This window comes from Halorarum halophilum (assembly GCF_013401515.1).
Lineage (GTDB): Archaea > Halobacteriota > Halobacteria > Halobacteriales > Haloferacaceae > Halorarum > Halorarum halophilum.
In genome coordinates, this window is sequence record NZ_CP058529.1 from 1,174,917 (window position 1) to 1,188,077 (window position 13,161).

The following is a 13,161-nucleotide window of genomic DNA, read 5'->3' on the forward strand; positions in this document are numbered from 1 at the left end:
ACGCGATCCAGTGACGAACGAAAAAGGCGGATCGAGTCGTCCGACCTCGTCCTCAAGCGCCGGCCATGTTCCGGCAGGACTCCGCGCACTCGCGGACCACCTCGGCGCAGGCCTGGCAGTGGTCGTGGTCGTGCCGCTCGCACTCCTCCGCGCACTCCTCACAGACACCGGCGCAGACCTCCGCGAGACCGGTACTGTAGTTGGAGTTGCGGGCCATGAATCGGGCGTGCAGGGAGGCGACGTCGGCGACGTCGCGACAGAGGCGGATGCACTTCTCCATCCCCTCCCCCTCGTCGATGCACTCGTCGGCGCACCACTCGCACACCTCGGCGGCCTCGAAACAGTTCTCGAGACACTCGCGCTGTTCGTCGCTCAGGTGGTCGATCTTGGACGCGGTATCTGCTAGTGACATCGCGGGCCGTATTTCGGGAGTGACGCGGGTTCTCGTTGTTGTTGCAAATACAAGGACGGCGGTCGGGGCGCGCCTTCCGGCGGCCCGAACCCGGTGACGACACCTACAGATCCTGGGGTCGGTGGTCGGGCCCGACCTCGGCCTCGCTGGATTCCAGCGCCAGGATCCTGGAGGCCGAGTCGCGGTCGTCGCCCGTCGTCTTCACGAAGAGGCCGCGGTCCGTGACGACGGGCGTCAGCGCGTAGAGTTCGTCTTCACCGCCGTTCTCCGGCGGTTCCGCGTAGGCCCAGCGAACGGAGCCGTCGGCGGCGTCGACGGCCGCCACGGTCGGATACTCGCCGATGGGCTCCGTGTCGTAGTACTTCCGCGAGGCGTCCTCGGTGAGCGGCACGTCAGTTCCCACGTACACCGTCCCCCGTGTCGCGGTGGGCGACCCGAGGAGGTGATGCGCGGAGTTCAACTGCCACCGTTCGTCGCCGGATTCGGCGTCGAGCGCCCACAGGGAGGACGGTGAGGCGAGGGTATCCGCCGAGCGATCGGCGGTCGTGAAGACGTAGATCGAACCGTCGGCCAGCACGGGAGCGCTCAGGTGCGGGCGCGGCTCGCCACAGAGTTCGGTGAGCGAACGGTTCCAGAGACGGCTCCCGTCCTCGAGCGACTGCGCGACGACGGCGTTCTCGTCCCCGGTCCGCGTCGCGTAGTAGATGGCGTCCTCGCCGACGGCGACGGATATCGGTTCGCCCTGTCGCTGATCGGCGTCGACGTCCGGGGGCAGATCGTGCTTCCAGTGCAGGGAGCCGTCGGCGAGTGAGAGCCCGCCGAGCGACCCGCCGTCGGGGCCTTCGAGCCGGGCGTAGACGGTGTCGTCACGAACGGCGAGGAGGTACGACTCCGTCAGGTCGAGTTCGACTGTCCACTCCCGTTCCCCGGTATCGGTGTCGACGGCGGAGACCAGGTTGTTGCGAAGGTCCTGCGCGACGAGCGTGTCCCCCGCCAGAATCGGGTTCCGCCAGTGGGGCGCGTCGCGGTGGGTCCACTCCACCTCGCCCGTCTCGGCGTCGAACGCGAACAGGCCGCCGTACGCCCACTCTCCGTCGTTGTTGTGGGCGGTGCTCGCGACGTACACCGTCCCGTCGCCGACCGCGGGCGGGTCTTGGACGTCGCCCAGCCCCTCCTCCGGCGACCCCCCGGCCCCGTCGCGGCTCGGCGGTTCGTAGGTCCACTCCCGCTCGCCCGTCCCCGCGTCGAAAGCTCGGAGCTCGTTCGCGCCGGTGACGTCGTCCACCATTCCGGTCAGGAAGACGCGGCCGTCCCCGACGGAGAGTTCCGTCGGCGTCGACGGGTCGTTGTTATCGCCGACGTAGAATCGCTTCGTCGCGGAGGGACCGACGTCCACCGCTTCGGAGAACCCGGTTCGGGCGGGTCCGCCTCGATACATCGGCCACGTGTACGACTCGTCGCTCTCGCTGTCGTCGTCCCCCGCATCGTCGCCCGATTGTGCGGCGACAGAGATCCCGGCGCTCGTGAGGAGGGCAGTTCCGACTGTCGTACCGGCGGCCTTGAGGACCGACCGGCGCGGCGCATCTGTCATGACTCCGACCAGTCCGTCGGGGGAGAGGGACATGATTATTGGTCACATAAGCAGGCGTGAAATCACGTAAAATACGCCACCGGTCGTCCCAGTTGTCGGTCGGGGAGGTGTTCCGTCCGATTTCCTAACGACGCCGACCCTCTCGGCCGGACCTGACCTTCGAGGTATCGAACCGGCCGGTGGTGGATGTAGCTGTCCGTCGACAGGCTCACCGTCGCGAGCGGTACTCGCTCCTCCTGTACGACGACGGGGATTCGAAACTGTCGGAGGGGATCCCGGTCTGAGTGGACTCCCCCCGGGTCGCCGAATCCCCGATCAGTCCGCGTCGGTACGGCGGGCCAGCCCGTCGAGCAGGAACTCGGCCGAGGAGCGCGTCGTGGCGAGTGGGATGTCGTGGACGTCGCAGATGCGCAACAGCGCCGTGATGTCCGGTTCGTGCGCCTGGGCGGTGAGCGGATCGCGCAGGAAGACGATCCCGTCGAGTTTGTCCTCGGCGACCTCGGCGCCGATCATCAGGTCCCCGCCGATCGGTCCGGACTGCTTTCGTTCGACGGTCAGTCCGGTCTCCTCCATTATGCGCTTTCCCGTCGTGCCCGTCCCGACGAGCTCGAAGGTCGAGAGCAGGTCCTCGTAGGAACGCGCGAGGTCGATGATCTCCGCCTTCTCCTCGTCGTGTGCGATCAGCGCGACGCGGACCATAGTATCCCTTCCCGACGAACCCGGATAGGATTGGGGCCCCGAAGCAGGGGTGGATGGGATCGACGGGAGAGGGTTCGACGCGTCCCGAACAGGGCGATCGACGAAAGGGCCGAGGGACATGCGGAGCAAGCGGCGGTCGAATCACTCGATCGGAACCCGGGCGGATGCAGCACGTTCACGGCGGTGCCGTGACACCGTCGGACTCCAGCGGGAAATCGTTCATCACTGCGAGCACGGCGTCCTGCCCCCAGTGGGTGATCGTTCGCCACTGGACTGTGGTCCGCTTCTGCTCGCCGCCGAAACCGACCAGCGTCCGGTCGCGGCAGACGTGTTCCTCCCGGTCTTCGACGATCCGGCTCAGTACCGCGTCGATCTCGCCCCGCTCGTCGGGGTGGACCAGTTCCCGGACGTCCCTCCCGAGCAAGGCATCCGGCTGATCCGCACCGAACAGGCCGCTGCTCGTCGCGCTCGCCGTGATGATGGTCCCATCGGGTTCGACCACGATGGCGGCCGGAGCGAACTCCTTCCAGAAGACGAGTTCGCGTTCGACCGCGTCGAGGCGATCCTGCATCCGTGCTCTGGACACCAGCGTGCCGATCCGGTTCGCCAGCAGGGCGAACTGGTCGATCCCGCCGCTCTTCTGCTGGTAGTCGCTGACGCCGGCGGAGATCGCGAGGCTGGCGACCTCCTCGCTCCCCCTCGCCGTCAGGAGGACGAACGGAACGTCCGGAAACTCCGACCTGACGGTTACCAGGAACTCGAGTCCGTCCATTTGGGGCATCTCGTAGTCGCTCAGAACGCAGTCGATCTCGTTCCCGTCGGCGTACAATCGGGCGAGTCCATCGGCAGCGGTCGTCTCCGAGAGAACGGTAAGTCGGTCGTGTTCCCGCTCGAGCATCGTCGCGGCGAGTTCGAGGAAGGAGCGGTCGTCATCGACGTGGAGGACGGTGAGCTGGGACGCCGACTTGTCTTCCATGGAGTTCTGTACCGAGATTAGACATGTAGTAGTTTCTATGTATACTTTACATGTTTTCGTGATTGGATGTATGTAAACGCCAGTCCTCGGTACCAACCAGGATCCAATCACTACCAGGAAGCGGAGGAGTGAACACAGCGTGGCCAGCCATTCCCGTTTACCGATCATTCCCTCGTTCCATCCAGAGTACAATTCGAGGCAGCGAAGGGAAACCGAATACGGGAGAATGGGGAACGCGGATAGCCAGAATCCACACCGGTCACTGGGGCACGGCGAACTGAGCCAGGGGGAGCTCCCCCGTAACCCCCGGAATGAGACCGGTTGCTATCGCTGTTCCCTCGGACTGTCGAATAGGGTCGAGTCCGCCTCGATCGACGCGAAGACCCGCTCGGCCCACTCGCGGGCGAGGGGCGAGTCCGTATCGACGAACGCCTGCATCAGTCCCGACTCGTCGTCGTATCCACCGATCCCGACGCGTTCGTCGAAGATAGCGAGTCCGTAGGGCAGCTTCTCGCGGGTCCGAAGGGTAAACTGCCCGCGGCCGATCGCCTCGTTTGCCTGGGCCGGGTACCTGTCCAGTAGTTTTTCGACGATATTGGGTGGGTAGATGACCTCGCTCTCGGTGGCGTCGAATATCCGTTGGTAGAACTCACCGATGCTCAACGGTGCCATATGTGTCGTACTGAACCCCCTGAACGTCTCCGACTCGTCGACGAGTGAGATGAATCGCTCGACCGGTCGGTAGGGATCCTCAGGTCCCGCGACGGTGACGGTCGCGTCGACCATCGGTTCGATGGCGAGCTCCGCGTGGTGCGGACAGATCACGTCAAGCAGCGGCCCCATCCGATAGACGGCGCTCACGTTCGCCTCGAACCGAAGCACCTCGTCGGTGACCGCCTCGCCGTGTCCCGTCAACTTGAACCGGCTATCGACTTTCTCGACGAACCCCTGTTCGTCGAGCCACTTCGTCAGGCGGTGGCTCGTCGCCCGCGAGACGTCGAGGCGCTCCTCGATTTCCCGGCGGTCCAGCGGTTCCTGACGGAGTGCTTCGAGAATCGGGCCGTGGCGCACGATGTCGCCGAGCCGGTCCGCGTCGATGCGGGAACCGGCCGCGTCCATGCGCTCACCGAGGTATTTCTGGTTCCGCGCGTTCTGCAGGACGGCCTCGAGGATCGGCGATCCGGGCGGTTTGAACACGTGGTCGTCCGTTCGGTCGTCTTCGGGGGCGTCCATGTCAATCACTATCGTGAGATTTGGTGGCGCAGGTAGTAATTCTATCTCGCACGATGTCGAGTTCGGTTCACGCCCCGAAACGCCCACTCACGCGCTGAAACGGCGTTCAGCTGGTGGAACGTCGTCTCTGCAGGTGAGGCCAATATGGCTGCCACCCACAGTTCGGGTATGGCACCACCGACTATCGCCGGCGAACCGATCGATGAGGAGCGATTGGACGAACTCGTCGGAATGGCCGTCAACGAGCTCGGGGCGGCGTATTACGCCCCACTGATCGTCATCGGCGACAGGCTCGGCCTCTACGAAGCGCTGTCAGACGGCGGACCGCTCACGCCCGTCGAGCTGGCCGAGCGGACGGATACCGTGGAGCGGTACGTCGGCGAGTGGCTCGCCGCGGGAGCGGCCGGCGGGTACGTCACGTACGATTCCGGGACTGGTCGCTACAGCCTCACTCCCGAACAAACCGCGCTGCTGGCCGACGAAGACAGCCCCGTGTTCCTCGCCGGCGGGTTCCAGGGTTTGATGGGCTATCAGAAACGGCTCTCGGAGATCGAAGCCGACTTCCGTATCGGCGAGGGTGTGGGCTGGCACGAGCAGGACGAGGACGTCTGCCACGGCACGGAGCGCTTCTTCCAACCAAGTTACGAGACGAATCTCGTCGACGAGTGGATCCCCGCGCTCGACGGAATGGACGCGAAGCTCACGACGGGTGCGCGCGTGGCCGATGTGGGCTGTGGTCACGGCGCGTCGACGATCATCATGGCCGAGGCCTATCCCGGTTCGGAGTTCGTCGCCATCGATTACCACGAGCACTCGATCGAGGTGGCTCGCGAGCGAGCCGAAGAAGCCGGTGTTGCGGACCGCATCAGCTTCGAGGTGGCGACCGCGAAGAAGTACGACGGGACCGACTACGACCTCGTGACGATGTTCGACGCGTATCACGACATGGGTGATCCGGTCGGCGTTGCGTCGCACGTCCTGGAGACGCTCGCCGACGACGGGGCGTGGATGCTGGTCGAGCCGTTCGCCAACGATCGGGTCGAGGACAACCTGAATCCGGTCGGCAGGGCGTTCTACTGCGCCTCGACGATGGCCTGCGTTCCGAACTCGCTCGGCCAGGGCGGCGATCCTGCCCTGGGAGCACAGGCTGGCGAAGCACGTCTCAGTGAAGTGATCACCGAGGGAGGGTTCGCGAGCGTCCGCCGGGCGACCGAGACGCCGTTCAACCTCGTACTCGAAGCCGGACCGTGACGACAGTTCCATCCTGACTGTACGCGAATCCCTGTGGCATCACTTCCCAATTCCACCATCGAACGAAAGCAAAAACGCGCCCGTTCGACTGATCGTCCCGGCGTGATCGGGCGATCATCGCGGCTCAAACGTATCGGCGCTATAAGCATCGGTCGACGATCGGTGATGACTGCCACGTGACGTGGACCGGTTGAGTGGGAGCTGACTTTCACCCGAATGCTCACACCACGCTTTACCGGATGGAGCGCGAATATTTGTCGTGAGCACCTTAACCACGGATGATGCGCGGGGTCGCGTTCGATACGACTGGTCGGATATGGCACCGAGTATTGCTGTCATCGAGGCCATCGCAGCAGTCGAGAACGTGGAGCCGGACGACCTTGCGTTCGGAGGAGGCTTGCCCTTGAGCGAGTACATCGATCCCGACGCACTCGATTCGCTCGTCACCCACGACGACGTCACGATCTCGTTCACTGTCGCCGAATACCGGATTCGAATCGACGGGAGCCACGTGGGGGTCCACAGCGAGTAGGCGCTCCGGCATGGGTTCAGTATTAATTCGCAGGTCTACGTAGCAGTTGATTCGGACACAGCCGATCGAACAACTCCGGCCTTGCGCGCGACCACTGTGAGTTGGCAGTCGGATCCACGAAGTTGCGTTGTCGAGAAACGCGATTCTCGGAAATGTCCCCGTGGGACTGACTGATGAAACGACAAGTACATAGGAGATACGTACGAGAGCCAGGGAGATCCAACTGGCGAGACGGGTGATAGGGCGTGATCAGCGATGTATCAGTCCCAGTATCCGGCTGCGAACGTCGTCGGCCGAGTCGTACGTTTGGTTATCAGTGGGGGCGAGCACTTCCTCGAGGGATTCCTCCCCACCTCGAGTGTCGATCTCGTAGTCGCCGTAGGCCTCGACCAGTTCGTCCGTCGTGGTCGGATAGTCGTGGGTTTCGAGCTCGTCATCGAGGTCGCCAAGCCGCCCACCAGGGTCGCCGTGCATCGGCAGGTCTTCGTCGGCACGATCGCGTATCTCCTCCTTCTTCCGCTCTCGCTGGTGTCCCTCTTCGTCGTCCAGTTGGTCGTCTCGGCCCTGATTGTCATCTACCATCCCAAGCAATTGGAGGTCGACTCGGAAAACGGTGTGGTCGCTCACCGATACGGGTGACGCAACCTCGCCCGATCGACACGAGAGAATCGACGGCGGGGGACGATCCCGATCAGTCGGTGGTCGAGTTCATCTGCTCCCGTGCAAACTGGTCGAGGGCGACCTTCGTTCCGCCGAGGACGACCGGGCCGACGAACAGGCCGATCGCCCCGAACAGGACGATTCCTCCGAAGATCCCCACGACGATGGTCGCTACGTTGAGCGCTCCGCTCCGGTTGATGATCGCCGGGCGGAGGTAGAGGTCCGATGCGCTGACCACCGACCCGTAGACGACAAGGAGGGCCGCTGCGAGGGGGCGACCGATCGCGAGCAGGTAGCCCGAAACCGGAAGCCAGACACCGAACGCCCCAACGAGCGGGAGCAGCGTGAGGATGAACGTCGCCACGGTCAAGAACACGACCCCCGGCATGCCAACGAGCGCCAATCCGATGCCGAGCAGTACCGCCTGGACCCCCGCGACAGCGACGTTCCCGATGACGGACGCCCACATGAGGGTGTCGAGTTCACCGAGCAGTTCCCGCTGGACACGATCGGAGACGGGGACGACCGATCGCAGCCACGTGACGAACTGGTCACCGTCCCGCAACAACGCGAAGAGTACGAAGACCGTCACGGTGAGCCCGATCAGCACGCCAGGGAGACCTCCGATGACGGTTACTGCGCCGGTCGCGAGACGCTGCAACCCAGTGGCGATCGGCTCCTGATACGTCGCGTACAACAGCTCGAAGTCGATCACGTAGCCGATGGTTTCGAACTGTTCCTGAATCGTGTCGGGACTGAGGTTCCCCTCCTGGATGGCGGTCAGGAGCCCGAGTCCCTGCTGAATTGCGACCGCGAGGACGTATGCAACCGGGATGAAAAGCAAGAATACCGAGAGCGAGATGAGGGTGAGGGCAGCCGTATCCGAGCGCATCCGACGCTCGAGTCTCCGCTGTGCGGGAGCGAGAACGTATGCGAGGACGATCGCGAGCAGGACGTACTGAAGCTGTGTGAGAACGAGGAGCGCGGCGAGAACGCTGCTTACCGCCGCCAAGATCGACAATCCGGCATTGTCCGAAAGTCTACGTCGACGATCACCCTGTTCAGTCATGTCCCCATTACGACATCCGTGCTCTTGGCTTGAATGGACAGAATCGGACCCCTACGAGTGACCATCAGTGATGCCGGACCCCGGTAATCGAGACAGGTGCAGTCGCATCAGATCCCCTCACGCGCCGGATTCGTCGTTCACGTGGAGGGTGCATGGGGTGTACATCCGGTGAGACCTAGCTCTGCGTTCGACGGACGAACTCGTCGAGTTCCTCTTCGATGAGCGTCGCAACACGCTCGCTGTACGTCCAGAGCGCGGCGTTGAGTCGCTCTTCGGTCTCATCGTCGAGTTCGTCGACCCCGCGAAGAACGGAGTCCCTCGTAATCTGGGGGTGATACACGCAGACTACGCCGAGCGAGGTGTCCGAACTCGATGTCCCGGCCGTGTGGATCCCGTACTGATCGGTCCCCCAGACCCCGTCACCCCCCTGTCGCTCCAGTTCGGAATCGAGCGCGTCGAGGAGCCGCACCTCTTCGGAGGAGACAACTGGATCGTCGCCCTCGAACAGTTCAGCGTACGCCTCCGCCCGGGCAGTTCTCGTCCACTGGTCCAGATGTGCGCGCGCCTGGACGACGAGGTGTCGCTCGTCCGGAAACTCAGCCATGCTCCCCAGACGACGGCCAGGTCAATCAAGGTTCGGACGCAGCCTGCGACCGGTCCGGGGTTCGGGGTGTGACGGCTCGACTACCGAGACGGACCGTTGGGTCACAGTCGGACGCCCCGGAAGAACGCGATCACAAGCATCGTGACGACCGACGAAGTCACGATCCCTCCCTCGTCGCGGCCGCCGGGGGATCAGTCGTCTACGTCGTCATCCGAGGTGTGCTGCTCGCCGCCGTCAGCGCGGGGTGAGCCCTGTGGTGCGGGCGATGCCGAGGATGCGCGGCCGGCCCAGTTCGGGAGGTTCTCCTCGACGTAGGTGTGTCCGCCCCACCCGAAGGCGAGTCCGGCGCCGAGGGCGATCGCAGCGGCCAGTCCCCATGCTGCCGCGTTAGCGAACACGAACAGGATACTGACGTCGATGCCCATCGTGTCGAGTCCGATCACGACCGCGGTGAAGTAGAGGAACAGGCGAGTCCCCGTTGCGAACCACGACGTGTACGCCGTCTGGGTGGCAGCTCGGGTCCGCGTGATCGCGTCACCGATGAAGTCGGCGACGACGAACCCGAGGACGATCACCAGAAGCCCGGCAACGAACGCCGGGAGATAGGAGACGGCCGTCCCGATCCACTCCGAGAGCAGCGGAATCGCGAGCACGTTCGCCGCAGCGAGGATCGCGATGGCGTAGACGAACCACTTCGCGAGCCCCCCGAACGCGTTCGCGACGGCAGTTTCCGACCCGCCGAGGAGGCTTCCGAGCGGCGTCTCCGTGACCATTCGGTCGAGTTCGACGCGATCGGCCACCGCTCGGACCACCTTCGCGACGGCGACACCGACGACCCAGCCGATCAGGAGGATGACGAGTGCCCCCAGCAGTCGGGGAGCGAACGCAACTATCCCCGCGATCGTCTCCTCGAGGAACCCCGGCACGGATACCTGGAGTACGTGACCCTGTAGCGTTGCTGTAAACATCACACAGAGGGATTCGTCGCCGACGGGGTTAGTTAGAAAGTACCGAGAGTTCAGTAACCCAATCTTGTTACTGGACGTCGTATCGCCGACTACAGCCGATCGAGGTGAGACGTTTCGCCTTTTCGCATCGAATATAGCAGCGATCCCACGGAGTCGGAACGAGGCCAAGGAGGTACTCCCGGGCAGCGCCGAGTTTATTTCGCCTGTCATGGTGACTGGCAGTAACTCTCCCGTACCGGCGCAGCGTCTAAACTATCACTTGCTGATCGAACCCCGAAGGAATTGGTAATCTATCATCTTCCGGTGGGACCGACCATTGCGATACGTACTGTGACCTTCCGGGTGACAATCAGCGAATTGACCAGTAACGGGATTGCAAATCTTAACTGACAGTTATGCCCCCGCCAGACGTTGGAATACGTGGAAAATATGACCGCAGAAGACACCGAGGAACGAAAATTGACGATGGATCGTGAAACGATCAGGGAATGGGCCGAGATGTACGACGCGACTCCCGTCCGTACAACCGAAACCGCAGACGCGGACGAAGCCGCGGTCCCTTACCAATTGCGCCCCGAGACCGAGCAAACCGAGACGATGGAGTCGCTCCACTGGGACGAGTTCTTCCAGGATGTCGAGGAGTTCGGGCTCGTAATCGTCTTCCACGACGAGAGCGCCGACCGGCTGTTCGAGGTTGTTGGCCGCGACCAAGTACTGGCCCACGAACCCGTGGAGACCACCGAGCTCGATGAGCGTCTGCTGGCAGGGGAGACGATCACGAGCGAGTTCACCGAGACGACCGTCATCGATCGGACGATCGTCGAGCGTGCAACGGTTCAGAGCGGGATCGTCGATACCGAGGAGCTCGATAGCCGTGTCGTCGATGTCAAACTGCTCTCCAGGGAGATCGTCGGCTCCCACGTGCTCGATCGGGACCTGCTCGACGAAGTTGACCAGTCCCGGTTCGAGGATATGAGCCGGCTCGAAGGCGGGTTTCGGGAGGAACTCCCCCGGCCGATCGGCGTCGAGGTCGAAGTCGAGGAGGACTGGTCGGTCACTCGCGAGGTGCTCGAGCGCGTGACCATCGAGAGCAGGATCGTCGACGTGGACGTCACCGAGACCGACGAGGTGGAATCCGAGACCCTCGAGAGTTCGATCGAAATCGATGGCCTCCAGCGTTCACTTCTGGAAAGCGATCTCATCGAGACGGAGGCCGACGCCGAGGAGGTCGTCGAGAGTGAATCCATCGAAAGCGAGTTCCACAGCGACGACGTCGTCCGAACACAGCTCATCCAGCGGCGGACCGTGGAGGACGACGTTACCGAGCGAAAAGTGATCCGGGGCGAACTCGACGAGAGCGAGGTCGTTCAGATCGAGATCAACGCGAGCAACCCCACTGAGACGGCGTTCGTCGATAGCGAAGACCTGGAGACAGAGGCAGCCCCCGTTGGTGTGACGGAGTACGAGACCGAGGCCACCGAGGCTGAGCAGGCCGAGGCCGAACGGAGCGAGGACGGGCGGACAGGACTCACAGAGGACGACGAAGGGAAGCCAGTCGTGGACGCTGGAGGCGAAGCGGTGGGTATGGTCGAAGAGGTGAGCGGGAGTACGGCATACATCGACCCCGAACCAGGACTCGTCGACCGAATCAAGACGACGCTGGGCTGGGGTGACGCCGACGAGGGGAACTATCCCATCGAGGACGAGAACATCGACCGAGTCACCGACGACGAAGTCCGGTTGTCAGTCGGTAAGTAATCCACTCTCCCTCCTCCTGCGACAGCTACCGAGCCTCGATGGCTATGTGAAGTGGACCGTTGTCACCCGAGGGCTCGATGACCGAACTGGCGTGTAGCTCGCGTATGCCGGCCGGAAAGCGTCCGAACGACTGGTGGACCGAACCGCCATCAGAGAGGATTCCAATCGATCAAACGGGGACTAACATGACGGGGATGGCGTGTGTTTCGAGAACCGTTTCCGTCATACTGGAGTGCATGAGGTCGTCGAGGAAGTCGTGTTCACGGTCACCCATGACGACGAATTCGTAGTCTCGGTCGGAGTCCAGTATCGCGTCGGTGAGGAGTTTCTCTTCCGAGACGTTCGTCCGATCCGAGAACCCACCTCTCGTATCGATCTCCACTTCGAAGGTAAGGTCCGGAGCCGTTCGCCGGATCACCGTCTCGATCTCGTCGCGGATCTGCTGGACGGACTCCTCCTCCGACTCCTGAACGTGGTACACGAACAGGTCGTGGTCGCTCACTGCTGCTTGTTCAACGGCGAACTCCAGGACGTTGCTCCGGTGCTCGGAACCCCCGAACGCGACGAAGATCGTTCCCATACGCCTCCTTGGACGGCGACTCCCTTTAGCGACTTGGCGACCGTGACCGTTACGCGCCCGGCATTTAGCTCGGCCGACGTCGTCTGTTCCTGAAAGGAACTCTCGAACGCCGAGAACAACACCGAGCGAAGTACGGTCTCGATCACGCTCTTGAATTTCGTTTGGTTCAGTAGCAGTCTACTTCGCAGTCGGTCACCGGTCGGTGACGACTGCTACATTTCGGTGGGCCCCTTCCTTGGCGTAGTGTGATGACAGGGGTGAAGGACGAGCTCGATCGTCGACGCACGTGTGACCCTCTACAGCTCCCGAGATCTCACAGTATGCATCCGCTCTCACAGGCAGTGGAAGACGTACTGACGGCGTGGCTGCCGTCCATTCCCGAGGAACGCCTCGTGGTTCGCATACGGATTTCATCCGGCCGCTGTCCCGAGCGAACCCCACCATGGACCACCAGCGATCAATTCCTACTGAGACGGTAGACCAGTTACTGAGCCCCCTCGCAAACTCACGCTGCAGGGATGCGATCACCTGCATGAGAGCAGAGTCGGCGGAGGTGTTCTCCATCAGTGACCTCGCGAGCGAACTCAGCACGGGGTCCGATGGGGAACCAGACCGGGTCGTGATCCAGTCACACCACTCGATCCTCCCCAGGCTCGCCGACGCCGATGTCGTGACCCACGACCCGGAATCGAACACGGTCCAGTATCGGGGGGCATTCCGAATTGAAATCCCTGCTGGACTGCCTCCAAACCGCGAGCCAACAGATGGATGTGGAGTTCTGACCGATTCTCCTGCCTGGTAGATCCCAGCCGACCGGCCAATCCTCCC

14 protein-coding genes are annotated in these 13,161 nt (G+C 63.1%); 4 read left to right on the forward strand and 10 right to left on the reverse strand.

Annotation, left to right across the window (positions count from 1 at the left end):
• Positions 1–52: 52 nt before the first annotated feature.
• From HUG10_RS06150 to HUG10_RS06170, 5 genes are all read right to left on the reverse strand, one after another.
• The gene (locus HUG10_RS06150; protein WP_179168726.1) at positions 53–412 is read right to left on the reverse strand and encodes a four-helix bundle copper-binding protein; all 360 of its coding nucleotides are present in this window, start codon (positions 410–412) and stop codon (positions 53–55) included.
• A gap of 103 nt (positions 413–515) precedes the next feature.
• Positions 516–2,003 (reverse strand): outer membrane protein assembly factor BamB family protein, encoded by a 1,488-nt coding sequence (locus tag HUG10_RS06155; protein ID WP_179168727.1) that lies wholly within the window; start codon positions 2,001–2,003, stop codon positions 516–518.
• 315 nt (positions 2,004–2,318) lie between these two features.
• Positions 2,319–2,702, reverse strand: a complete 384-nt coding sequence (locus HUG10_RS06160) for a methylglyoxal synthase (RefSeq protein ID WP_179168728.1) — start codon at positions 2,700–2,702, stop codon at positions 2,319–2,321.
• Between the two features lie 175 nt (positions 2,703–2,877).
• The gene (locus HUG10_RS06165; RefSeq protein WP_179168729.1) at positions 2,878–3,678 is read right to left on the reverse strand and encodes a response regulator; all 801 of its coding nucleotides are present in this window, start codon (positions 3,676–3,678) and stop codon (positions 2,878–2,880) included.
• 324 nt (positions 3,679–4,002) lie between these two features.
• Positions 4,003–4,911 (reverse strand): helix-turn-helix transcriptional regulator, encoded by a 909-nt coding sequence (locus HUG10_RS06170; RefSeq protein ID WP_179171006.1) that lies wholly within the window; start codon positions 4,909–4,911, stop codon positions 4,003–4,005.
• A gap of 168 nt (positions 4,912–5,079) precedes the next feature.
• Here HUG10_RS06170 and HUG10_RS06175 point away from each other — a divergent pair, with 168 nt between their 5' ends.
• Both HUG10_RS06175 and HUG10_RS06180 read left to right on the forward strand, forming a co-directional pair.
• The gene (locus tag HUG10_RS06175) at positions 5,080–6,162 is read left to right on the forward strand and encodes a class I SAM-dependent methyltransferase (RefSeq protein ID WP_179168730.1); all 1,083 of its coding nucleotides are present in this window, start codon (positions 5,080–5,082) and stop codon (positions 6,160–6,162) included.
• A gap of 316 nt (positions 6,163–6,478) precedes the next feature.
• Positions 6,479–6,694, forward strand: a complete 216-nt coding sequence (locus HUG10_RS06180) for a HalOD1 output domain-containing protein (RefSeq protein ID WP_179168731.1) — start codon at positions 6,479–6,481, stop codon at positions 6,692–6,694.
• A 249-nt stretch (positions 6,695–6,943) separates the two neighbouring features.
• On the opposite strand, the gene HUG10_RS06185 is transcribed toward HUG10_RS06180, so the two are convergent.
• The 4 genes from HUG10_RS06185 to HUG10_RS06200 all read right to left on the reverse strand — a co-directional run bounded on the left by HUG10_RS06185 (position 6,944) and on the right by HUG10_RS06200 (position 9,995).
• Complete coding sequence (locus HUG10_RS06185) at positions 6,944–7,276, reverse strand: DUF5789 family protein (protein ID WP_179171007.1); 333 nt, start codon at positions 7,274–7,276, stop codon at positions 6,944–6,946.
• A gap of 109 nt (positions 7,277–7,385) precedes the next feature.
• Positions 7,386–8,375: an AI-2E family transporter gene (locus HUG10_RS06190; protein WP_394354985.1), complete on the reverse strand. Its 990-nt coding sequence runs from the start codon at positions 8,373–8,375 to the stop codon at positions 7,386–7,388.
• A gap of 223 nt (positions 8,376–8,598) precedes the next feature.
• On the reverse strand, positions 8,599–9,027 hold the full coding sequence (locus HUG10_RS06195; RefSeq protein WP_179168733.1) for a DUF7539 family protein: 429 nt from the start codon (positions 9,025–9,027) through the stop codon (positions 8,599–8,601).
• A gap of 191 nt (positions 9,028–9,218) precedes the next feature.
• The gene (locus HUG10_RS06200) at positions 9,219–9,995 is read right to left on the reverse strand and encodes a mechanosensitive ion channel family protein (RefSeq protein WP_179171008.1); all 777 of its coding nucleotides are present in this window, start codon (positions 9,993–9,995) and stop codon (positions 9,219–9,221) included.
• Between the two features lie 429 nt (positions 9,996–10,424).
• On the opposite strand from HUG10_RS06200, the gene HUG10_RS22090 reads away from it, so the two are divergent.
• Complete coding sequence (locus tag HUG10_RS22090; RefSeq protein WP_179168734.1) at positions 10,425–11,753, forward strand: hypothetical protein; 1,329 nt, start codon at positions 10,425–10,427, stop codon at positions 11,751–11,753.
• Between the two features lie 169 nt (positions 11,754–11,922).
• On the opposite strand, the gene HUG10_RS06210 is transcribed toward HUG10_RS22090, so the two are convergent.
• Complete coding sequence (locus tag HUG10_RS06210) at positions 11,923–12,333, reverse strand: universal stress protein (RefSeq protein WP_179168735.1); 411 nt, start codon at positions 12,331–12,333, stop codon at positions 11,923–11,925.
• Positions 12,334–12,775: 442 nt separating this feature from the next.
• Here HUG10_RS06210 and HUG10_RS22265 point away from each other — a divergent pair, with 442 nt between their 5' ends.
• Complete coding sequence (locus HUG10_RS22265; protein ID WP_449272359.1) at positions 12,776–13,135, forward strand: DUF7344 domain-containing protein; 360 nt, start codon at positions 12,776–12,778, stop codon at positions 13,133–13,135.
• Positions 13,136–13,161 lie beyond the last annotated feature (26 nt).